Genomic DNA, 21,930 nt, shown 5'->3' on the forward strand with positions numbered 1-21,930 from the left:
ACCTGTGCTCCAGCAGCTCTTCACCGCCGACCAGGTACTTCCCGGTCCGGCCGGCCATCGGATCGTCGATGGCGCCGTGCTCTTCCAAGACGGAACGATCCTGGCCGTCGGGCCGCGCGCGGACGTCGAAGCGGTGGCCTCGTCGTCCGCCGAACGCCGGGACTTCCCTGGCGGGACCATCCTTCCCGGTTTGATCAACTGCCACGTCCACCTCGTGTTCGACGCCTGCGGTGACCCGGCGCAGGCCGCTACCAACGCGACCTTCACCGAGCTGGCCGACCGAGCGGACCGGCTCCTGCGCTCGGGCGTGACCACCGTCCGCGACCTCGGTGACCGCGACGGACTCGCCATCCAGTTCCGAGACCGGGGCGCGCGAGGACCGCGGATCGTCGCGTCCGGGCCGCCGATCACCATCCCCGAGGGGCACTGCTGGTTCCTCGGCGGCGCCGCTGACGGCGAGGCCGAGCTCCGCGCGCGGGTACGGCAGAACGTCAAGCTCGGCGCGGACGTTATCAAGGTCATGGCGTCCGGTGGCCAGATCACGCCGAACTCCCCATCGATGTGGGAAAGCCAGTTCACCACCGCCGAGCTGACCGCCATCGTCGACGAAGCTTCGAAGGCCGGCCTTCCCGTCGCGGCACACGCCCACGGCACGGACGCGATCGCGGCAGCCGTCGACGCCGGGGTCACCACCATCGAGCACTGCACCTGGCTACGCGAAGGCGGAGGCGGCTACGACCTGCGCGACGACGTGGCCGCGAAGATCGCCGAGCGCGGGATCTTCGCGTGCGTCGCCTGGCCCTCGGACTGGCGTGGCTTCATGAACCGCCTCGGGTCCGCCCGCGCCGACCAGGTCGTCAGCCGGTTCGAGTGGATGGCCGACCACGGCATCCGGATGATCCCCGGCACCGATGCCGGCGCGGGGAACTCGGGCTTCGACGACTACGCCGGCGCCCTCCAGCTCTACGAGCACCTCGGTTTCGACCGTGCGGACATCATCGAGATGGCCACGACGACGAGCGCTGAAGCGCTGAGCATCGGCGACAAGACCGGGCAGCTGACGCCGGGCCTCTCCGCGGACCTGCTAATCGTGGATGGAAACCCGCTACGCAACCTCTTCGCCCTTGGCGAGCTGAAACTTGCCACGATCAATGGTCGCGACGTCGACCTGAGCCAGCGAACCTGAAACCCAAGTCACAACAACTGCCGCCAACGCTTCAGGGCCTGACGGATCAAACTTTCTGCCCGAGACCGGCCCATATCACTGATTCATTCGGTGATGCGAACTCCACAGGCTGCGCCTCCGGGCCAACTTCCTCTGGGTGCCACTCTGGCGTCCAACACCAACCTGGCTCAATCAGTTGAAAGTCACCAAGGAACCGAGCAATGTCCGGACGGCTACGCCAAATAGCATCACTGCTGCTAGACGTGTCGTACATCCGCTTAAGCTCCGCCAGCTTTGCATTCAGCTCTACAGGAACTCCATCATCGGTAATGTGCGAGATTGCGAGATAAGATCCCGATGGTAGAAATTCGCGAAATTGAGCAACAGACTGCGGGCCGATGTCATTTCCAGCGTCATCGGGTTGATGCACGTGAAGTACCGCGATGAGCAGCAGCGCAACCGGTTCGCGCGGGTCAATTAGCTGCGTTTCCAACGCCTGCCGCCAGAGCTCGCTCGGCTGGCGAAGATCGGATTCAATGATCGCATGACGAGCAGAATCGCCCTCTCGATTGAGCAGCATGCTCGCGTGCGCGACCGCTACAGGGTCATTATCGACATAAACAACTCGAACGTCGGCATTTCCGTCTATTTCCCTCTTGACTCCGTCGGCCACCTGATGAGTGTTACCGACCGTTGGCACTCCGGCGCCGATATCGAGAAATTGCCGAACCCCTTTCCTGACCAGGTAGCGCACCAATCTATTGAGCAACTGTCGATTAGCCAGGGCCACCTGCCTGAGCAAAGGAAATTTCTCCAGGACTCGGTCTCCGAACTCGCGATCTATAGTCCAATTTGCATTGCCACCCAAGTAGTAGTCATACACCCGAGCAACACTGGGGTGCTCCAGATCGACACCCGTGGGCGGAACCGGATCCGTTTTCCTCTCGGGCACCGACCAACCTCCCGCTATCGCCTCGTCGGAATAATCGTCGATGTTAGCGAACACGAGGCGATACAGGCAGTCACATCAGCAGCTTGTTGGAGTTTCGTTACCGAACACAGCGTCACCAAGTTCGCGTCTCATCGATGAGATCCTGGAGGAAAACCTGGGTTTCGTCGACGCTCAACGCCTGCTCGGAGGCATCTTTCCAGTACCTAACATGCGCTTCCACCTGCTTGCGACCAGTGTAGATTCGCCCCTCGCCAACCCCATATTCATGATATACTAGATCTTTTCGCGGATCCGCGAAGCGCAAAACGGTGAGGTCGTGAGGAACATACGGAGCGTCCGCCTCCCAGGGCATCACCTGCACGAACAAGTTCTCACGATACTTAGTCGACATATCGATCACATGCTGAATCTGATCCCTTGCCAATGAAGCCTCTCGGCCTCCTGGTAGACGATAGAACGAAGAAACACTAAAAATCACCCGGTAGAGTGGAGCTCGATCGCTCGAGAAAAGCTCCTCCCGCTCACGCCTACCCTCCGTGATCGAAGACACGTCATAGAGCTGACCCGCCCGCTCGTACTGCTTGAGGGTGTACCTCTCGGATTGCATCAGGTTCGGCACGCGTTCGGAGTAGAAGGCCAGCATCTCCACAGCTTCACGCTCGAACTCAAGAAGCTTCAGATACTCTTGATTTGCGGGAGCGCCGGCCGACGGGCCCGCGGTGGACTGGTGCGCAAGCAACTTGATCTTCTGTGCATGAGCCTCGTTTGGCGCGTAAACGCGCAGGAGCCCATTCAGGTCTCGCAAGCTCACCACAACCGTGGTTTTTTCGATTTTGTTGATCTTCGACTGCGTACACCCCAGCACCGCGGCGGCCCGCTGCTGCGTCAGACCTGCGTTGTCACGCGCTTTGCAGAGCTCAACTCCGAGCTGCAACCGGCACTTAGTGGCGTCATGTGCCACTTGACTTACCACCTCGTCACTCGAAGGACTTCTTGCGCCCCCGAGCGCCCGCGTCCCTAACGACTAGATTTCGCGAATCTATCATCCGACAGTGTTAGCCACACCCTCCACATGGGGCACGCACCCTCCAGAGCGCATGCCCAGAGTTTACCGCATGGCACGCGACAGGAACTCCAGCCACTCGCGCGAACCGAACGCCAGGATTCCTCCCCCCACATCCTTCGAGTCACGAACACAAGCGCCGTCCCAGGCAAGCCTGGTCTCCACGCAGTTGTTGTTGGGCGTGCTCCACTTCGAGCGAATCCAGCCATCGCCAGCCGAGGACCCCGACTCCATCGTACCGATCATGATCGAATCAACCCCTTTCGAACAGATACGTACCGATTAATCATCCGCGCCGATTATTCCCACCGCAAGCGGAAGGCGACCCCTAACGAGCGAATACGGGCAGGTCGCCCGCAGAGGAAGCACAACTTCTGTCCAGAAATTGACAAGTGGACAACAAGAAGGGTGTCACCAACCCAAAGCACAACTAGGCCATTTGGGGCACACACGGCGCCATGCACCCTCTTTCCTTCTCATGAAGGATTACCGCTCGTCGGCTCCCGCACCGCAGCTCATCCATAAGAGTGAACTTATGCAACTAATGTCGCAGTCCGTTGCCGAGTAATCGGTGCACTCAGACGACCGTGCGCCGGACCTGTCATGCTCGACCGCTTGCCGTGATTGCGCCGCCGTTCGGCGCAGGCCGCGATCGAAAGCACTTGTCGATGGCGCTTCGGTGCAAACTTATGACCGAGCCGGACTTTTCGCGTTGCGCAGTGCTCTGCAAACCAGCAGGCATTCCGAGAGAGCGCGCGGCTCCCTGTCGCAGCAGGGAGCCGGCTCAACTGTTACACCTCGAACCAACAAGGAGCACAGCGTTGTCAACTATAGATGGCAGCCCGCCGAATAATCCAGCGGACATGCCGGGCAGGTCACCGCGTCGGGTGACACTTACGTTCCACGAGCTACCTGTCAAGCTGACATCCCCGTCCATCGAACCACTCACCGACCTGCGCCGCGGCCGCCATGAACTGGCGGTTCCAACATGGCTGACCTGTCTGGAGCGACTGCTCCAGAATTGGCCTATCACCCTGCGGCTCCTGCTGCTGACTACCGTGCTGCTCACCGGCACGGCGGTGATAGCAGCCATGGTCGGGATCGGAGGGCAACTGGGATTGATTGCACTCGGCCTGGCTGCACGGCGGGAGCGTCGTGATCGCCTCAAGGCGTTCCGAAATGGTGAGGTGCCACCGGCGGGATCCACGCGATAATCGGAGTCCGGCGACTCGCTTCAGTTGAAGGCCGAGTCGCCGGACCTTCCCGGCCATGTGCGCCGTCCCAGAAGGTCCCATCCACCCGCACCAGCTTCGGATGGCCAGGACCGGTCACGCCGACACCGCCGGAGTGGCAGACTCGGGCGAGGTAGATCCTGACGGAAGGAAGCGCCATGCCGGTGAGGGCGGTCGTCCTCGACGTCGGAGAGACCGTGCTCGACGACACGCGCGAGTGGAACGCCTGGGCCGACTGGATCGGGGTCGGCCGGCACACGTTCTCGACCGTGCTCGGCGCGGTGACCGCGGCCGGGCGGGACAACGCCGAAACGTTCCGGTACTTCCGGCCGAACTTCGACGTGGCCGCCGAACGTCAGCGTCGAGAAGAAACCGGCGCCGGCGAGCAGATCGACGAGTCCGACCTCTACCCCGACGTCCGATCAGCTCTGGCCGAGCTCAAAGCGAGCGGGGTGTGGGTTGGACTCGCCGGTAACCAAACCGCCAAGGCGGGGAACCTGCTCCGCGAGCTTGACCTCCCGGTCGACGCCATCGCGACCTCCGCCGAGTGGGGCGTTGCCAAGCCGGATCCAGTGTTCTTCCGACACGTCGTCGAGCTGGCGGGAGTTGCTCCCGACGAGCTTCTCTACGTCGGCGACCATCGCGACAACGATGTGGTCGCCGGGCACGGCGCCGGGTTGTGGACGGCACTGATCCGCCGCGGGCCATGGGGGCATCTGTGGGCGAACGACCCCGCCGTGCTCGCGAGCGCCGACTGGGTGATCGACTCCCTCGCCGAGCTGCCTCGGCTGGTCGCGAGGACTTGATCAGGTCACGTCAGCCCAGGCTGCGAAGGTGGCCAGCTCGTCGCTGACCGTCCGCTGGCCACGAAGCAACGTCCTGAGCGCGGTCTTGACCCGAGGGTGCTCCCGGGTGTGCAGCGGGGCCACCCGCTTGGCCAGCTGGAGGGACGCGAACGCGTCCTCGGGCCGGCCGACGTCGAGCTGCGCCGGGGCCAAGTCGATGTAGAAGTGGGACCGGCGCTCAGCCGGGAGTTCGCGCGGCGGGTGCCACCCGGTGCCGCGCTGGACGGCCGTCGGGCTGTCGCCCAGCTCCTGCGCGACAGCGACTTCGTGGATGCGGACGGACGCCGGTCCGAAAGCAGTGCCCAGATAGACACCTTCAGGCGTGTGCTCGGCGGCCCGGTATGCCTCCTTCAGGTGATCGTCGGCCTCGTCCGATTTTCCCGCACGTGCGGCAACCACCGCGGCCCGCATCGCCAGCGACCCGCGTGCGACAGCCTCAACTACTGTGGACTTCGAAGCTGGTACGCGGTCGATGGCCTGAACCAGTGACCGGCCTGCTGCATCGAGATCCTTGGTGGCGAAGAACATCTCGGTGCGCACGTAGGCGACGGCGGCATCGAGGAACGGCCGGTCCATTCCCGCCGTCGCCAAGCGCATCGCGGTGATGATCTGAGCCGACAGATCCCCGTAGCCGTACTTGAACGCCAAGCCGTCTGCGGCTCGATACGCGAGGACCAACAGCTCCGTGGCATCGTCCCGCTCCCGCTCGTCTGCAGCGAGGTGTCGCGCTCGCCCCAGCTCCAGCAGTAGCGCGGGCAGCTCCATGATCAGCTGGGCATAACGGGCTTGGACTCGTTGTTCCGTTGCCTGGGCGACAGCCATTCGCAAATCGTGCCGTGGCCGAACAGGACCGTCGTCCGGCACGTCGCACGCAAGCAATGCCCGACGCAGCGACGGCATTCCTGCCCGAACCACGTCGTCGCGCAACTGGACGGCCCGTGGTGGCACGTGCTCGCGTCGCAAAACCGCCTGCTCTTGTTTCGCCGCCTGCCAACGCCTCCGCAACTCGCCACCCACGTTGAGGCCGCGCTCCAGCGCTTCGATGAGTTCGCGTGAAGGAAGGTTCTGACCTAACCGCTCCGCCATCGACACGTAGTTGCGCGTATAGCCGATAGTCCGGGCCAGTGCCGACTGGCTCAGACCTGCGCCGACGCGAAACCGGCGGATCTCCGTCGCGAGCTCGTCGGCGGCGGGCCGCGCGTCGCGCTGTCCCTCGGTCACATCTGTCTCCGGTTCGTTCGGCAGGGGGTAAATCGGCGGGTTCGGCGTTTACCCCCTTACCGAATCATAGCTGGTCAGGGTCCCATGGTGATCGTTCCGACGTCACGATGCAGAAGGGGAACCGGTGACCACAACCGCCATGCCGGTATCCGGCGAAGCACTACCTGATTTGAGGAACGTGGAAGGACGGGATCGATGATGCCGGGAGACGCCGAGCGGCCCCTCACCATCGGGATCATGGGCCCGCATTTGACGGGCAAGAGCACGTTCGTATCCCGGCTGGCTCTGGAGCTCCGGCGAAACGGGTTCCAGGTCGCCACGATCGCCGCGCTGGTGGAGCGGGCGCAGCGGCTCGGCATACCGATCCTGCACAACCACTCGTGGGCGTCCACGATGTGGTTCGTCACGCGGGGCATCAGCGATGAGCTGGAAGCCTGGGTGCACGCTGATGTCATCTTGGTCAACGGCGCGGTGCCCGACGCGCTGGCGTACTACCGCGCCGCACTGGAGCACCGTGGTGAAGAGCCCGACCCGGCAGGCATCGAGCAGCTTGAAAGCCTGGTACAGAAACACAGTTCGAACTACAACCTGCTCTTCCGGACAACGCTTCCCGCTGACGTGAGTGAGGGGGACAGCGACAACGAGGAATTCCGGCGTCTCGCAGACCGGTGGGTGCGCATCGTCGCCGAGAACCTCGAAGTCAGCAGCGTTCCCTTGCCTCCATCCGATCACGACGCCGCCCTCGAGCTGGCCGTCAGCTACGTCAGCGAGCACGGGTAACTCAGACCGGCGGTGGGGGGGGGGGGGGGGGGGGGGGGGGGGGGGGTGGGTGGGGGGGGGGGGGGGGGGGGGGGGGGGAGGGGGGGGGGGGGGGGGTTTCCCCCCCCCCCCCCCCCCCCCCCGCCACCCAACGAAGACGACCAGATGTCAGGACACAAGCGGTACGTCCGGGGTGAATCACCATGGCACCGACCGAAGCGCAATGGCCTTCCGAAGTGGATCTGCGTCGCGCCGAGTGCGACGACTACGTCCTTCTTTGCCGTTTGCTCATCGGGCTTCGTCATCTGTCCTCTTCGGAATCACCACCACGACCGACCGGAGCCTCGATGTCTCGCGACACCTACTGCCTTGTCGACCTGCTGCATGCGACTCAGGCACGAATCAGCCTTCTTGTGTACAAGTTCGAAGACGGAACCGCGACGGCGCACGACGAGCGCCAGCTGACCGACGAGCTTGAAGAGCTGTCGGACTTCCTGCGATCGCACGCTGCCGATGTCGACGCGGGCATCGTGCCGACGCCGCATCATCTTCTTCTCACAGAACGGCACCCGGCATGACCGACGCGCCCTTGAACTGCCCTGGCCTCTACGTGCTCGCCCGCGCGCTACGACAGCAGCGAATCGACCGTGGCCTGAGCCTGCGTCAGCTGGCTCGGAAGATCGACGTCGGCCCCAGCAGTCTTTCGCACTGGGAGAAGGGATATCGCCCCATCCCCGCAGTGCAACTGGGGCGGATTCTCGGTGTCCTTGACGTGCCACCGGCCGAATGCCAGCTCCTGGTTCGACTTCATGCGGAGTCCAACCGCGTGTTCCACATCGAAAATCCCGAGCCCGATGCGACCAGCCTTCAGCGTGCCTACGACCGCTACACCCTCCGCACATTCGAATGGGCGCCGATGCTCATCCCGGAATCCTTGCAGACGTTCGATTACACACACGCGGTTCTGAAGCCACATGTGGCCAAGCCTGACGACGTCGACGAAGAAGTTCTGACCCGGCAGGTGCGGAAGCTCGATCGAGATCCACGACACCGGCACTTTCTCGTACTGGGCGCGGCCGCGACGAATCTGGAATGCGTCCCACCCGACGTGCTACGGGCGCAGCTCGAGGCGATCACCAGCCCCGCCATCCAGCCGCGGATCGACACCCGGGTCGTCCCGGCCGAAGCACACGTCACTTCGACGATCTGGCCCTTCGTGATCTACGAGACCGCGGAGAAGGCATCCACTGTCGTCTTGAAGCACGAACACGCGACGATCTACCTTTCCGAACCGGCCACGGTCAAGCGCTACCGATCGACGTTCAGCGCCCTCCGGCAAGAGGCTGTCGCTTACGCGCCAGTGGCGTCGTGTTGACCGCGGCCAGCCGGAGCAGCAGCCGCGAAGGCCTCCCAGAGCAAGTTGAGCGGATGATCGGCGGCGTACCGCTGTCGCTCGCCGGAACGGGCGAAGATCCCGGTGACGATTTCGAGCGCCGGTTCGTAGCCCGTCCCGAGCTGGACCTTGCGGAGGTTCGCGCCGGGCAGCCGGCCTTCGACGGCCGCGTCGGCGACCCGCTCGGTCGTGAGCAGGCAGCCGAACATCAGCTTGCTGCTGAGCAGGTTGAGGCCGTAGTTGAGGGCGTCGATGTCGGCGACCACGTGGAGCTTGCCCCGGTATTCCGGGCCGTACCAGCGGATGAGGAAGTCGGCCAGCAGGCCCGCGGTCGGTGCGAGCAATGGCAATCCGGACAGCGTGTCGCGCGCGACCGGCCGGTCGGGAAGCTCGCGGAGGCTCAGGTTGGTCAGCAGCGCGACGCGTTCCCGATGCCACTCGAGGAAGTCGTGCGGCACGTCCGGGCCGCGGTCACGCTCGGCGGCGAACGAGCCGCACACGAGGTCGACCTGCTCGGCGTCCAGCTTGGCCCGCAGGTCGCGGGTCCGGACGTGCTCGATCTTGAGCTGAATGCCCCGGCGTTCGAAGGTCTCGCGCAACTGCGGCCAGACCTCGCCGAGGAACTCGACGGTGAACTCGGTGGTGCCCACCGTGATGGTGGACCCGACCCGCCGGCGGGCGCCGTGGACACGTCCGGTCCAGGCGCGCAGTGTGGACGCGGCCAGCGCGACGACCTCATCACCGGAGCTGGTGAACAGGAAGTCCTTCCCGCGGCCCTGCTTCGCGACCAGCGCCTCGCCCATCAGCCGGAGCGCGGCGTCGTTGAGCGTGTCGAGCTGCTTCTGCACGCTGGACTGCGACCGCTGCAGGACCCGGGCCGCGCGTTGGGCGCTGCCGGTGGCATGGACCAGAGCCAGCGTCCGCAGCTGGTCAAGGCTGGTGTCCAGCAGCTCCGCCGGGAAGCCGAGCAGCTCGGCGACCTCCGAGTCCGTCACCAGTACCTCTTCTCTGTTTTCCGATCGGATAGTTCGCCGATCGCGTCCTCGCGCACCGCCAGCGTCACGTCGATCCGCGGCGTGACCCCGCGAGGCCTGCCGGCGGGCGAGGGTGAGCATTTCGTCGGTCATGTCCAGGCCGATGGCCCGCCCGCTGGGTCCGACGCGGCGGCCGGAGAGCAGGACGTCCAGCCCGCCGCCGGAGCCGAGGTCGAGCACGGTCTCACCAGGCTTCAGGTCGGCCACGACCAGGGGGTTGCCGCAGCCGAGGCTGGTCGCGGTCACCTCGACCGCAAGCTCGGCGCCGACGTAGTGGACGGCGCCGAGCCGGTCGGCATCCCCTTCGCCGGCCAGCAGACCGGTTCCCTCCCCGGCAGGGCCCGCCGGGCGGCGGTGGCGTAGCGGTCGCGGACGGCGTCACGGTCGGGGTTCATCGGGCCTCCTCGTCAATGGCCTCGGCGAACGACCGGACCCCGGAGCGGAACCTGTCGAGGCTGAAAAGTCCCGGCTGTCGATGAGCAGGTGCGCGGGCCAGCCCGCCAGCAGCGTGCATTCCAGCCGCACTAGAAAGCGTCCTTGACCTGGTCATTTTCATTCTGGCGAGGTCGATCGTCTACTCGACACACGGCACCGAAACCGAGGAGGAGAACGATGCCGAACACCAATGTCCCCCAAGGACAGAACGGCGAGCAGACCGGCCACGACGGCGGCAACCACCCGTTCCACGTGACCGTCCGGACACTGGCGGGCCACCAGGTGCGAGAGACGGTCAAGCCGGACGACAAGGTCGCCGACCTCACCCGCAAGGCGGTGAAGTACTTCGTCAACAGGGGCGAGCTCGTCGACGGCGAGTACGCCCTGACGCTGCCCCGCGGCGGCGAAGGCGAGCTCGACCCCACGTCGACCCTCCAGCACTCGGGCGTGCGCGAGGACGACGTGCTCGTGCTGATCAACCGCAAGCCGCAGGTCGACGGCTGATGGCCCTGCACCCCCGGGTGCTGGCCGACCTGCTCGACATCGAGGTCGAGCAGGCACGGGCACGGCTGGGCCCTCGCGCCGGAGACCTCCGCCGCGAGGGTTCCAGCCTGCTGATGACGCTGCGGCCGCCCGCCGGCGGCACGTGGACATTGCGGTTGGACGGCTCCCGGTACGACGCGGAGCCGTTCGACGTCGCCCTCGTCGACGACGCGGGCGACGTGCTTCCGCTCGACCAGTGGATCCCCGGGTTCGCCCACGGCATCCACAGCAGCCTCGGCGTGCCCTGGGCCTGCGTCAGCGGAACCCGGGCTTACTACGCCCACGAGAGCCACTACGGAGAAAGGTGGGACGCGGTGCGATACGCACTCCGAGCGGACAGCCTCCTGGACCGCCTCCTGACCAAGGTGGGGCTATGAGCCCCCTGGTCCTGCCATCGCAACTGCTGGCCGACGCGCGGATGTTCTTCGAAGATCGCGGAGCCCGCGGTCACGAAGGCACCGCCATGATCAAAAGCGGCCCGGACGGCGCAGCGCTCGTCGTTCCGCAGCAGCGGCCGTGGCGAGGCGCCGGCGGCGGCGTCTCCGTGGAGGTCACCCGGGCCGGGCAGATCGAGCTGGCCTTGGCCCTCGAACCCGGAGAGCTCTACGTCGCCCGGATCCACTCCCACCCGGCCGAGGCATTCCACTCACCTGCCGACGACGCGAACCCCGTCCTGACTCACGAAGGCGCACTTTCCATCGTCGCTCCGTTCTTCGGGCTCGGGTTGCGCCTCGGCCTCGACGCGTGTGCCGTTCTGCGCCGCGAAGGCGATCAGTGGCGGTCCTTGCCCCCGGGCGGCGAACGGGAACGTCACCTCCGCGTGGACCCGGAGGTGACGTCTGATGACTGACCTGCGCCTGAGGCTCCTCGGCACCGCCGACGAATCGGCCGCGGCTGAGCTCCTGGGTGCTCTGGACGACGTGCGGGTGGTGATCCGCGCCGGGACGGACGTGACTGACGGGGCGGCCACCGCGCTGGCGGCGTTCACCGGCATGGCGGCACGCCTGTTCGGCGACGTCGCCTTCGCGCACCCGGTCGCCTTGCCACCCAACTGGTGGGGCGCCCGCGACAGCGCCGCCCTGCTGACCGCGTTGGACTACGTACGTCCTCATCCCGCGCAGGCACCGCAGCGGAACATCGTGGTCACCTTCGGGATCCAGGTGGAGGCCGGCGACCTCGGTGTGGGCGGCGACGACTACACGGTCCGTCTCGGCCTGGCTCCGCAGCCCGTGGGGGCCGTGACGACCCACGCGCTCGGCGTGCACGCAGCGGCGTGCCTGGCGGTGAGCCAGCTCCTGATCCGCGTGCTCGGCCCCCTCGGGTTCTCGGGCGTTGCGTTGGACGCGCCGTACGTGACGAACTTGATCGACTACGGGCTGACCGCGGCGCCCGTGACACCGGCGCTCCTGCCGGTCCGCGATCGCCTCAAGCTGGCCGTCGCGGGAGTCGGCTCGGTGGGCACGAGCAGCCTCGCCCTGCTCGCGACGGCGTTCGCGCCGCAGCTCACCGGGATGTTGAGTACGGAAGCGCTCGAGGAGATCCCGGTCATCGACTCCGACCTCTTCGACACGACACGAAACCCTTTCCGCTATCCGGCGCTCCTCGGGACCGAGACCGGGCCGAAGGCCGACTACATGGCCTCGAAGCTCACGGCGCTCGGGCTGGGCGCGCGTCCGTTCTCCACGAGCGTCGCCGACTGGGTCGTCAGCCGGGACAACCCGGGCTTCGACGGGCTGGTGTTGTCGTCGGTCGACACTCTCACGGGCCGGTTAGAGGTAACCGACGTCCTGGCCCGATCGACGTTGTCCCTCGGCGTGTCCGGCCTCTCCCTGCACGCCCAGCGGGAAGGGTTCGGCGACGGGTTCGCGTGTCCGTTCTGCGACTTCGTCAGCGCCCAGCCTCCAGCCACCCAAGCAGGCGTCTACGCCGAGACCACCGGCCTGTCCGTCCAGCGGGTGCTCGCGCTGCTCCAGGACGGGGCCCAGCTGACCGCCGCGGACATCGACCAGGCCATCGCGGCGAGGAAGCTGCCCGCACATCGGCGAGACGCGCTCGTCGGCCGGTCGATCAACGACCTGGTCCGTCAGGCGTATGCCGAGGCCGAGGTCCGCATGGGCGCCGCTGCCGGGGGTGAGGAAGTGGTCGCCGTGGCCGCGCCGCAGGTGTCCTGGTTCGCCGGGGTGCTGGCGGCGGCGGAGATCGTGAAACAGATTCACGGTCTACCGGTGCTGACCGGCCGAGTGGATGTCGACCTCAGTGGACTGCCGCCCGGGCTGGTCCGCCGAATGCCAGCTGACCGCACGGGCCGGTGCTTGTGCCGCTCGGGAACACGGCTCCGGTGGTACCAGCAGCTGTACGGCACTCAGGTACCGGTCGAGGTCGCGCACGGTGCGTCATGACCCCCCTTACGGCCATTCGGCGCATACTGCTGCTGTGAGCGCTGGTCAGGAAGCGGGTGAGGCGCCGGGGTCGACCGACGGCCCAGCGGCCGACCCCGGTGCGCTCTACGCGCGCTACCACGGGAGCCTGACGAGGTACGCGGAGGGAAAGCTTCCCCTTAGGCTGCGGAGCGAGGCCAGCACGGCACTCAGCATGGTCTTCGAGCGGCTGGTGAACTACCGCAAAGAGGGCCAGATGCCCCGGCCGTCCAACTGGGAAGCCTACTTGCGCGGCGCAGTCGACAACGCCTGCAAGGACCTGGCAAAGGCGCGGCAGCACGAGGAGATCGACGACGGTGATCCGCGAATTCACCGCGACGTACCGCACGATCCGACCGGCGACGCCGTCCTCGAACAAGAGGAGCACCTCGAACAGGGGGAGCTCGCAGACCGAGCCAAGGTGGCGCTGAATGCACTCGACGAACGGTCCCGTGCGATCGTCATCGCCAAGCAGGCCCACCGCCGGACCAACAAAGACATCGGCGAAGAGCTGAACCTGACCGGCCAACGAGTAAGCCAGCTGCATAAGGAAGCACTCAAGCGGCTCAAGGAGGAGGTGAATCGTCCGCGTGACCGGCAACCCTGATGACGGTTCCAGGCAACGCACCGACGACGGCCAAGCTCCGGACATGCACGACGAAGTGGCTCCCTGGCTCGACGCTGTAAACGTCGCCGCCGAACTCGCCGCGGAAGAGCAGGACCGAACCGGGCCTCCGACTCGCGAGCCCGTCAGGCACGACGACCCCGTCGCCCTGATGCTCGGCCTCGTGCCCGACCCGGGCGTACTCGTCGACGGCCGCAAACTCGCAGCCGCGCGCAAAAGGTCACGGCTGGACCTCCGTCAGCTCGTCACCCGCATCAATGCACGCGGCTGGGAGGTGACCATGCAGGAAGCGTTCAAGTGGGAACTCGGCAATCCCGCCCTGGCCCCAGCGCTCATCACAGCGATCGCCGAAGAGCTATCTGTCGGAGACGATGTGCTCCTGACCACGGCGCGGCCGACCAGTGGCGTGGACGACCTCTTCGACGACCAGAGGATTCAGGCCTTCCTCTCGGACTGGGCAGCCGAGGCCGGCGTCCAGCCGGCGGTGCTCCGCCAACGCGCTACGACCACGTTGGCCGGCGCCGCCCACCGGAACCGCACCGGCGGCTCGGTCGAGGCCTTGCTGGGCGTCCTCCGACAGTTTCGGTCGATTCCCGGGTTCTTGGACAGATCATGACGAGGAGAGGCCAGGCCACCAGGCTGGTGCGGACCCTCGCCCCACCGCTTCGAGACGCACTTCGCCGAGCGCCTTTCGAAGCAATGACCGGGGCCGGTCTCACCGTTCGCGCAGTTGCACAGTTGACTTCTCGCCGTGGCGCACACGGGATATGCGACGGGATGTCGTTCAGCGAGCACAACACCGTGCTCTACTCGCCCACAGACTCTCGTCGCGAGAACTTCACCCTCCTGCACGAGTACGGGCACATATTGGTGCTTCAGGACGAGGAAGCTCTGAACTGGGTCGCCGACCAGGACGAACCAGCCGTCGAACTCGAGAAACTCTGCGACGAAATCGCCGCCATGCTCCTCGTGCCAGACGAAGTCCTGAACACGATCGTCGGCAAAGGGCCGATCACCGGGCAGCACCTGCTCGATCTATTCAAGAAGACTGAGGCCAGCCAAATCGTATGCGCCATCGCCTTGGCCCGCCGTCTCACCTGCACAGGCGCAGTCGTCATCACGGACCGCGCCACCCAAAAGGTCGTTCACGCCCGGCTGGTCGACCGCCCGGCGGTCTACCCCACTTCCGGCCAAGGTGTCCCCAGCGACCACCCTTTGGCCCGTCTGCGACCCGGTCAGCAACTGGTCCGCAAGTCATTCTGGTCCACCCCATGGGGTACTCGGAACACCTTCTACCTGAACGCCGCAGCATCTGCGAAGCGCACGTACGCTGTTCTCGCCGAACTCGACCTCTGGAACGTCGACAAGCTCCACCTGACCAGCCCGGAACACCAGCGAACCGACCGCCCGAGGACCAATTTTACCTGCCGATGCGGCTTCGCCGGCGCCACAACAGGGTTTCCCTGCCCCGACTGCGGTAAGCCATTCTGCCCAAGATGCAAGCAATGCGACTGCCAGCGACGACAGTCCTTGACCGGGACCTGCAAGGAATGCTTTGCACAGTCTCCAAAAAACGATCTTGAGAACGACGTCTGCAGCAACTGCCGGTAACGAGACTTATCGGCACTCCACATCCATGGCCGTCTGCATTTCCGATCGCACGGTCGCACACAGCTTCCGCGAAGCCGCGGCTTCGATGCCAAGTTCGCGTCGAAGCGTCTCCGCCGAAATAGGGCGGCTGTGGAGATTCCAATGCTCGCGGTTGAGGCTTCTCGCACGTTCGAGGTTGGCTGGAGCGTCCGCCATAGCCGTCTCGGTCAAATTCTCATGGCCGCCCGCAGTCGCGTGGTCCGCCTCCACTAACACGCCGGACGCCGCACTGCCTTGATCGGCTCGGAAGTCCGGCGCACCGTCCACGGCGTGCAGGCTTCGAAGCAAGGCGGGACCGACCTCGGCCCACTCTATAAGCAGCAGAGGTCCAACCGCGTCGAAGCTCGCCTTACCCCACTGGCCTGCGCAGATCGGGTCGGCGACGTTCAGAGCAAGCGTCGCGCTGCTGGCCGCTAGCAGAAGGCGGCGGGCCGGCCGAAGCACCGCTTCCGGAGCACCGTTCATCGCCAAGTGCCGGGTGCCCACGAGCAGGCCGAGCACGGTCAGGTCCAGCGCCGGAGCCACCAGCGGCGCGACGTAGGCCGACACACCGATCCGCAGCGCCAAGGCCAAGACGTTCCCGAAGCCGAAGAGGAAGGTGAGCCCGATGACGATGCTCATCATCGTGGTGACGAACCTGCTCACGCTGGCCGAGGAGCCCATCACCGCCTCCCGCGCTTCGACGAGAGGTCGAACGTGGCCTCGATGACCAGGGTGCCTGTCAGATCGGGCTGTTCGGGACATGATGGTTTGCGTGGTGCCCCCGACGAGATTCGAACCGGCACGCTCCGTCCACCGGACTTGAGCCCTTCGCAATCGCAACCAGGCTCAGCGAGTGCCGGCCGCCGGGAACCGCCACGCACTCAGTCGGGTGCGTCATGGATCCTGCACTCATCTCAGCTAGCTGCCACGGTCGGCGGTCACGTTCCGCGGCACCTCTACCCGCGGTCAGGGACCAGTATCGATGGCCAACCCAGTCCTTGGACGACCGTCAAAATAGACACTAAATCGCCCCTACCCGTGGGTAGCAAAAAAGCCCAGGTCTGTGACCTGGGCTTTGCTCCCCCGCTTGGACTCGAACCAAGAACCCTCCGGTTAACGGGCCGACTTGCGCCCGATGTCTCCGAACTCGGTGTAGGGGAAGAAGAAGTTGTCGAGGCCGAGTCCGCGGGTGAAGCGGCTGTAGAGTCGTTCGACGACGGCGGATGTTCGCTCGAGCATCTCCTCGGTGCTGGCTTCGGTCACGCTCGTGTAGGTGGGTGTCTGGAACGCGGCGCCGGAGAATCGGAAGTCAGCCTGCATGGCCACGGTCGACGGGCAGCCCTCAAGCCCAGTGACGTGCACACCGACGTCCCAGGATCCGACGTAGCCGACGTGGTTCTTCAGCACAGCCGCTGCCATGCTGAGGACCTGGTGGGCAAGTTCGAGGTGGTAGTGCGGAGAGATGCACGCCTGCGTCGTCTCCGGCCAGTCGCGGGTGCCTTGACAACTGGTGACGCGGAGACCACCGTCGTCCTCCAGCAGGAGCTGCATGGCGTAGGCCTCGGCGTCTTCGGACTTTTCCGACCTCACGACGGACGTCACCATCAGCCCGTCGGCATGCGGCACCCGCCGGTCGAGCAGTTCCTGCAGTGTTCTCGAGTAAGTAGCACGACCGGGCAGGTGTTCGCGCACCCATTGCGCGGGGTGGGCTGGCGCGAGCACCTCGGTCACACGAGTCACCGGGGGCATCGCCGGCCGGGCGTAGAAGTAGATGTGGCCAAAGCGTCGCTCAGCCGCGGGTATCGGGTCGAAGTTCTCGCTCATAGCGAGCAGCTGCTGCGACAGTTCTTCGGCGCGGGCTGCACGCTCGGCGATCAACCGGCGCACTTCGCTGTCTCCTAGGGGGCGCTTGCCTGTTGCGGAGCGACCCCAATACCTGTCGTCGACCATGTGTGGGGCGCTTGCCGACGCGTGCACCGTGACGAGCAGGCACGGCAGTCGCGGCGCGCCATCTCGCTCGTTCTCGGTGCGCAGGATGTCGATCACGACGTTGAGCGCAGGTTTGATCCGGTTCGAGGCGACCTGGCCAATCCGCTCACGCAAACCGTCCGGATCCACGACACCGACCAGGCCGGATGCGTCGCTGATCTTGTCGATGGCGCCCACGATGAACACGCCGCCCTCGACGCTTAACGACGCGAGGTCCTTGGCCAGCTCTCCGGCAGCCTTCGTTCCCGCCGGGATGTCCTTTTTGTGCTCCACCCACTGGTTTTCGGCCAGCACGCCGGCATCGACCGCGGCGCACAGTTGCTGCCAGGTGTCGATCTGCACCGGCGGGCGCCCGGGGCCCACGTAGAACGAACGCGCGGGATACATCCAGACAGTCTCCCCTAAGCGCCACTTCGGCGCCGTTCCGGTCCCGAACCTTACCTACGCTCAGGAAAGGAAGCGGGAGCATCAGATCGACGCCCCCTCGACGAATCGGCTCGCGGAGCCATAGCAGTGTCGCCAGCTCTACATCTTCGTGGCGCCGGACCGTGCGCGACGCGACTTTGCAGGACTGGTAGCTGACCGACGCCTTCGACCAGACTCCACTCGTCGTCAGCGGTTGTCGGTCGTATTCACGACGTTTTGCACCGTGAGCTGTGGATCTCCGTCAGTCGCAAATCGGTCGATGAGCAGGAACGCGCGCCCGAGTTCGTTCAGCGTCAGCTCAAGGCGCCGGTATGCGATCTCACCGTCCTCGCGGTAGAGGTGGAGGCCCGCCCTGGCTGTCCGGGACTCCTGCCACTCTTCGAATGTCTCGCCGTAGTACCTGCCGTCATCGCCGTAGCGCACGCATTCGGCTTCGTACTGGTCGTAAGCCGCATCGTCGTATGTACGATCGTGAATCGCGACATCGGCCCACGCGAACAACCTCGGCACCTCCTCGTCATATCCCGCGCTGCCGATGAGGATGTCCCACCGGGCCAGCGGAACGGGTTCGTCGCCGTCGTGGTCGATGGTGCCCAGCGTGATCGAGCCCCGGCCCGACGACTTGTTCGCCCACTCGGCGATGTCGACAACGAGCTGACATCCGGACTCGAGCAACCGCATCCAGGGAGCCGCCAGGCGTAGTTCGCGCATGCGGGCTACCGACGGGTCACCTTCGGCCAACTTCCGCCACGGAACCCGGGCAGACTCGTCGATGACCTGGTCTTCGGGGATGCGCACCTTCCAACCACCTCGCGAACTGCGTTCGAGGTTATCGGGCGTGATGGCCTGCCAGTGACAGCGCTTCGTTTCCGGGTTGACCAGTACGACCACGACGGGAAGGACGTGGTTTGTCCAGCAGCGGACGTGCTCGGCCTTCGGCCGGAACCACCAGCCGCCGTCCGGGCTCGGCTCCGAGAAGAAGCTCGCGCCCGACTTGATCTGTAGCGCCAGTAGCCGGGGGACGACTTCACCGGCCTCGACGATCTCCACCTGCGCGTCGATGCCGTAGTCGTCGATCGGCTGTCCGCGGACCAGCCAGCCGAGTTCTTCACGAACGGCGAGGGAAACCCGGTCGACACCCACTTGTGCAGTCGTGGCTGTGTCGGAGTGGCGCATCGCGATCTCCGTTCGCAGTATCAAGACCGTAACGCGCCTATACCGGGGCGAAGCCCGGTCCACATGCGAGCGAAGGCCGGTGGCCGGTTCCGTCCGGGAATGGGCAGGCCACGTTCGGCAGCTTATCGCGGGGACAAGCCGCGCGACTGACGTAGCTCGTCACCGTGGGGCTTCGGCTACACGGCGCCGCACGAATTCGACGCTACTCGGCTGGCTCCAAACCCGGGGAGTGCGATAACCGCACAGCTGTTCGAGACGAACGCGGGCAGTCTTCTCGCTAATTTCACTGGGGCACAGCTGGGGCAAAGCCCCTTCCAGAACCGCACTCAACCACTCTGAAGTGCACCCAACTGCCCCAGACTGCCCCAGTCGACCTGCGGATTCACCAAAACCGCAGGTCAGGAGGCCTTGCGCACCTCACTGGCAGTGAGGGGGTCAGGGGTTCGAGTCCCCTTAGCTCCACTTCTCACGAAGACCGCTCACCGGAACAGCAGGTTCCAGGGTGGGCGGTTTTTTCATGTCTCCGAACTTCGGGTTTCGGCAGGTGGAAGACCGACCTGAAGCTCGTCGCATCTTCGGCTTCGACGAAGATGAGCTCCCACCGGAGATCCGAGTAGTCGCGGACCGCGGAGACCACAGCATGATCTTCATGCTGTGCGGACATCGGGTTCTCCCGGATCAGGGCACGTACCGGGCGGCGGACCGGCGGCCACGAGCACTGGCCAGGCGGCGAGGCTGATCGCCGTGAGGGGCTGAGGGCACCCGAGCCCGGGGGCCCGGACCGGATCCGCCGGTCCGGGCCGCACGGTTCATTCCGGTTTCGGGACCGCGTACAAGCATTCGCCGCCGGTGTCGCAGATGTCGATGTGCAGGAACCGCGCCCGGTCGCGCACCACCTTGGGCACCTTGGTCAGGTCCTGTTCCGGCACCTCCAGGATGTGCGTGCCGCCGATCGGCCGGCCGACGATCGGTTTCGGGGTGGCCGTGGTGGCGTTCCGGCGTTCCTTGGCCTTGTTCGCCTCGGTGGCGCTGACGATGTCGCCGATCTTGTACTTGCTCGCGGTGGCGCCGAGATAACCGTTCACCGTCGAGGGCAGGACGTTCTGGATGTTGGTGTACTTCCGCTCGACGATCTTGTCGCCCGGGTCGTAGGAATCGATGTACTTCCGGCGTTCGGTCCGGACCTCGCTGTAGTCGTAGGATTCGCTGCGCAGCCAGTTGAACAGGTTCCCGGCCTGGATCCGCCGCCACACCACGGGCCCGCCCTTGAAGTTCTCGGGGGCCGGGCGCAGGTCCACCCAGTCGTCGAGGTACTTCTCGAACTGTTCCGGGGTGACGGCGGCGGGCGGCCGGGTCCCCGGCAGGTAGGGCGAGCTCCCGGGTTTGAGCCGGCTCGCTTCGTAGTCGCCCGCCTCCTGTTCCACTTCGGCCGCGGTCGGTGGGGGCAGCGGGGTCGTCACCACCGGCAGCCGGTAGCGGGTCGGGCCGTCCTCGACCACGACCATGTCCGGTTCCGAACCCTTGATCGCGTCGCCGACACCCTGCGCCACCTTGACCACGGCCTTGGCCTTGCCCACCACGGGCATCGTCAGCAGGGCCTCGCCGGGGTCGCCCTCGGCCAGGTAGATCCCCGAGTTCGCCGCGTCGGCGGCCTCACCGGCCAAGGGGACCAAACCCAGGTAGTCCAGCAGGTCGTGGACGTCTTCGGGCGCGGGTTCCTCGTGGGTGCTCGTCGCGTGGTGGGTGGTGGCCGGTTCCTTGCCGTAGAGCGGGAACTTGTTCTCCGGGTTCGCGGCCAGCACGTCCTCGACGTGGTCGACGTCGTAGGCGGCGGGCGCACCGTAGTCGCCGGGGCCGCCGGTGAGGCGGTGGACGAGGGCGCCCGCGTCGCCGCCGAAACGTTCCGTGCTCGACGGGGCTCGGGTGGCGTCTTCGGGGTCGTCGCGATCGGGTCGGTCGCGCAGGATGGCGGCGGGAGTGCTCAGCGGTGGTTCGTCGTCGTCCGAGAGGATGGCGGCAGGGGAATCGATGTGGTCGCGAACGCGGCCGTCGTCGTGCTTCGAGTTCCGGTCGCCTTGGTCGCTGCGGTCGTCCCGGTCGTCGCGGTCGCTTTGGTCGCCTTGGTCGCTGCGATCGTTGCGATCGTTGCGATCGTTGCGATCGCCGGAATTGTTCTTCCGGTCGCCGGAGTCGTCCTCGTCGTCCTTCTTGCCCGCGTTGCCGAGCACGACCTCGCGGGCGCCGCTCTCGTCAGCGCCCTTGAAGCCCGTGGACTTCTTTTCGCCGCCGTCGTTCTTCTTTCCGGAGTCGTCGGAACCCTTGTACTTGGCGCCCGCGTTGCCGAGCACGACCTCGCGAGCGCCGCCCTCGTCGGCGCCCTTGAAAGCCGCGGAGTTCGCTTTGCCGTCGTCGTTCTGTTTCGGGCTCGCCACCGGCTGGGGCGTGCCGATCATCCCCGGGACCGTGGCCGCACCGGCCGTGCCGTCGTCAGCGCCGGGAATGGCGATCCGCGGCCCGGCGTGCGCGGCGCCCGCCCCGATGAGCCCGAAGGCGACGGTGATGAACCCGCCCGCCGCGGCGTGGCCCAGCACCCGGCGTAGGTCGACCCTGGTATCTCGCATCATGCGCCCCTCGGTGGTCCGAAATGTCAGGTGCGGCGATGCTAGGTCGAGCCGGTACAGCCTCGATACATCCGGCGACGGACGGTGTTCGTCGATGCCGAAGGTGGTGCGGGTGCTGGATTCCGGCGACGCGCTCGGCTACAGCGGCACCCCGTCTCGTCGACGGCCCGTGGCTCCGCGATCACGGCGAACGTGGCCGACCGCCTGCGCGACAAGGAAACGATGGAGCCGCTGATCACCGCCTCCGGCCGCCGAAGCTGTCGGACGACGACCGGGTCGGGCAGTACCGGGCCGGCGCCGACCTGCGGATCCGGCTGTGGAGTGCCGTCGGCCGTGCCGAGCTCGCCGCGTTCCTGGTCGATGAAGCCGAAACCCCGCGGTACATCCACGCCCACCCGCGGG

The 21,930-nt window shown here is 66.0% G+C and carries 23 protein-coding genes and 1 pseudogene; 13 read left to right on the plus strand and 11 right to left on the minus strand.

The window, feature by feature from the left end:
• Positions 1-4 precede the first annotated feature (4 nt).
• A complete protein-coding gene (locus tag ACZ63E_RS23855; RefSeq protein ID WP_465338320.1) occupies positions 5-1,186 on the plus strand; it encodes an amidohydrolase family protein in 1,182 nt (393 codons plus the stop codon).
• A gap of 46 nt (positions 1,187-1,232) precedes the next feature.
• Here the strand turns inward: ACZ63E_RS23855 and ACZ63E_RS23860 are convergent, their stop codons facing one another.
• The 3 genes from ACZ63E_RS23860 to ACZ63E_RS23870 form a co-directional block, all read right to left on the minus strand.
• Positions 1,233-2,117 carry an SAM-dependent methyltransferase gene (locus tag ACZ63E_RS23860; RefSeq protein ID WP_465338583.1) on the minus strand — a complete coding sequence of 295 codons (885 nt, stop codon included), beginning with the start codon at positions 2,115-2,117 and terminating at the stop codon, positions 1,233-1,235.
• A gap of 112 nt (positions 2,118-2,229) precedes the next feature.
• On the minus strand, positions 2,230-3,078 hold the full coding sequence (locus tag ACZ63E_RS23865; protein WP_465338321.1) for a helix-turn-helix domain-containing protein: 849 nt from the start codon (positions 3,076-3,078) through the stop codon (positions 2,230-2,232).
• A gap of 147 nt (positions 3,079-3,225) precedes the next feature.
• Positions 3,226-3,426, minus strand: a complete 201-nt coding sequence (locus ACZ63E_RS23870; RefSeq protein ID WP_465338322.1) for a DUF397 domain-containing protein — start codon at positions 3,424-3,426, stop codon at positions 3,226-3,228.
• Between the two features lie 641 nt (positions 3,427-4,067).
• Between ACZ63E_RS23870 and ACZ63E_RS23875 the strand changes: the two genes are divergently transcribed.
• Positions 4,068-4,394 (plus strand): hypothetical protein, encoded by a 327-nt coding sequence (locus tag ACZ63E_RS23875; protein WP_465338323.1) that lies wholly within the window; start codon positions 4,068-4,070, stop codon positions 4,392-4,394.
• A 176-nt stretch (positions 4,395-4,570) separates the two neighbouring features.
• A complete protein-coding gene (locus ACZ63E_RS23880) occupies positions 4,571-5,218 on the plus strand; it encodes an HAD family hydrolase (RefSeq protein WP_465338324.1) in 648 nt (215 codons plus the stop codon).
• Here the strand turns inward: ACZ63E_RS23880 and ACZ63E_RS23885 are convergent, their stop codons facing one another.
• A complete protein-coding gene (locus ACZ63E_RS23885; protein WP_465338325.1) occupies positions 5,219-6,478 on the minus strand; it encodes a helix-turn-helix transcriptional regulator in 1,260 nt (419 codons plus the stop codon).
• Between the two features lie 195 nt (positions 6,479-6,673).
• Between ACZ63E_RS23885 and ACZ63E_RS23890 the strand changes: the two genes are divergently transcribed.
• The 3 genes from ACZ63E_RS23890 to ACZ63E_RS23900 all read left to right on the plus strand — a co-directional run bounded on the left by ACZ63E_RS23890 (position 6,674) and on the right by ACZ63E_RS23900 (position 8,612).
• Positions 6,674-7,258 carry a hypothetical protein gene (locus ACZ63E_RS23890; protein ID WP_465338326.1) on the plus strand — a complete coding sequence of 195 codons (585 nt, stop codon included), beginning with the start codon at positions 6,674-6,676 and terminating at the stop codon, positions 7,256-7,258.
• A gap of 182 nt (positions 7,259-7,440) precedes the next feature.
• Entirely contained in the window at positions 7,441-7,815 is a 375-nt protein-coding gene (locus tag ACZ63E_RS23895; RefSeq protein ID WP_465338327.1) for a hypothetical protein, read from the plus strand.
• Entirely contained in the window at positions 7,812-8,612 is an 801-nt protein-coding gene (locus ACZ63E_RS23900) for a Scr1 family TA system antitoxin-like transcriptional regulator (RefSeq protein WP_465338328.1), read from the plus strand. Before ACZ63E_RS23895 ends, ACZ63E_RS23900 begins: the two co-directional genes overlap by 4 nt.
• On the opposite strand, the gene ACZ63E_RS23905 is transcribed toward ACZ63E_RS23900, so the two are convergent.
• The 3 genes and pseudogenes from ACZ63E_RS23905 to ACZ63E_RS23915 form a co-directional block, all read right to left on the minus strand.
• On the minus strand, positions 8,588-9,625 hold the full coding sequence (locus ACZ63E_RS23905) for a LysR family transcriptional regulator (protein ID WP_465338584.1): 1,038 nt from the start codon (positions 9,623-9,625) through the stop codon (positions 8,588-8,590). The genes ACZ63E_RS23900 and ACZ63E_RS23905 overlap by 25 nt on opposite strands.
• Positions 9,626-9,772: 147 nt before the next feature.
• Positions 9,773-9,910, minus strand: a pseudogene (locus tag ACZ63E_RS23910) (methyltransferase domain-containing protein); the annotation flags it as partial.
• Positions 9,907-10,059, minus strand: a complete 153-nt coding sequence (locus ACZ63E_RS23915) for a hypothetical protein (protein WP_465338329.1) — start codon at positions 10,057-10,059, stop codon at positions 9,907-9,909. The gene ACZ63E_RS23915 and the pseudogene ACZ63E_RS23910, both read right to left, overlap by 4 nt.
• Before the next feature lie 217 nt (positions 10,060-10,276).
• Between ACZ63E_RS23915 and ACZ63E_RS23920 the strand changes: the two genes are divergently transcribed.
• The 7 genes from ACZ63E_RS23920 to ACZ63E_RS23950 all read left to right on the plus strand — a co-directional run bounded on the left by ACZ63E_RS23920 (position 10,277) and on the right by ACZ63E_RS23950 (position 15,295).
• Positions 10,277-10,603, plus strand: a complete 327-nt coding sequence (locus tag ACZ63E_RS23920; protein WP_465338330.1) for a ubiquitin family protein — start codon at positions 10,277-10,279, stop codon at positions 10,601-10,603.
• Positions 10,603-11,019: a hypothetical protein gene (locus ACZ63E_RS23925; protein ID WP_465338331.1), complete on the plus strand. Its 417-nt coding sequence runs from the start codon at positions 10,603-10,605 to the stop codon at positions 11,017-11,019. Before ACZ63E_RS23920 ends, ACZ63E_RS23925 begins: the two co-directional genes overlap by 1 nt.
• On the plus strand, positions 11,016-11,492 hold the full coding sequence (locus tag ACZ63E_RS23930; protein WP_465338332.1) for a hypothetical protein: 477 nt from the start codon (positions 11,016-11,018) through the stop codon (positions 11,490-11,492). The genes ACZ63E_RS23925 and ACZ63E_RS23930 overlap by 4 nt, the downstream gene beginning before the upstream one ends.
• A complete protein-coding gene (locus tag ACZ63E_RS23935; protein WP_465338333.1) occupies positions 11,485-13,041 on the plus strand; it encodes a hypothetical protein in 1,557 nt (518 codons plus the stop codon). Before ACZ63E_RS23930 ends, ACZ63E_RS23935 begins: the two co-directional genes overlap by 8 nt.
• Positions 13,042-13,075: 34 nt before the next feature.
• Positions 13,076-13,666 carry an RNA polymerase sigma factor gene (locus ACZ63E_RS23940; protein WP_465338334.1) on the plus strand — a complete coding sequence of 197 codons (591 nt, stop codon included), beginning with the start codon at positions 13,076-13,078 and terminating at the stop codon, positions 13,664-13,666.
• Positions 13,667-13,709: 43 nt separating this feature from the next.
• Entirely contained in the window at positions 13,710-14,300 is a 591-nt protein-coding gene (locus ACZ63E_RS23945) for a hypothetical protein (protein ID WP_465338335.1), read from the plus strand.
• A 161-nt stretch (positions 14,301-14,461) separates the two neighbouring features.
• Positions 14,462-15,295 (plus strand): ImmA/IrrE family metallo-endopeptidase, encoded by an 834-nt coding sequence (locus ACZ63E_RS23950; protein WP_465338336.1) that lies wholly within the window; start codon positions 14,462-14,464, stop codon positions 15,293-15,295.
• 6 nt (positions 15,296-15,301) lie between these two features.
• Here the strand turns inward: ACZ63E_RS23950 and ACZ63E_RS23955 are convergent, their stop codons facing one another.
• The 4 genes from ACZ63E_RS23955 to ACZ63E_RS23970 all read right to left on the minus strand — a co-directional run bounded on the left by ACZ63E_RS23955 (position 15,302) and on the right by ACZ63E_RS23970 (position 21,528).
• On the minus strand, positions 15,302-15,997 hold the full coding sequence (locus tag ACZ63E_RS23955; protein WP_465338337.1) for a hypothetical protein: 696 nt from the start codon (positions 15,995-15,997) through the stop codon (positions 15,302-15,304).
• Positions 15,998-16,429: 432 nt separating this feature from the next.
• Positions 16,430-17,692, minus strand: a complete 1,263-nt coding sequence (locus tag ACZ63E_RS23960) for an AlbA family DNA-binding domain-containing protein (RefSeq protein ID WP_465338338.1) — start codon at positions 17,690-17,692, stop codon at positions 16,430-16,432.
• A 225-nt stretch (positions 17,693-17,917) separates the two neighbouring features.
• Positions 17,918-18,907: a DUF4365 domain-containing protein gene (locus ACZ63E_RS23965; RefSeq protein WP_465338339.1), complete on the minus strand. Its 990-nt coding sequence runs from the start codon at positions 18,905-18,907 to the stop codon at positions 17,918-17,920.
• A gap of 809 nt (positions 18,908-19,716) precedes the next feature.
• Complete coding sequence (locus ACZ63E_RS23970; protein WP_465338340.1) at positions 19,717-21,528, minus strand: hypothetical protein; 1,812 nt, start codon at positions 21,526-21,528, stop codon at positions 19,717-19,719.
• Positions 21,529-21,930 lie beyond the last annotated feature (402 nt).

This window comes from Amycolatopsis sp. NPDC104819, assembly GCF_055583145.1.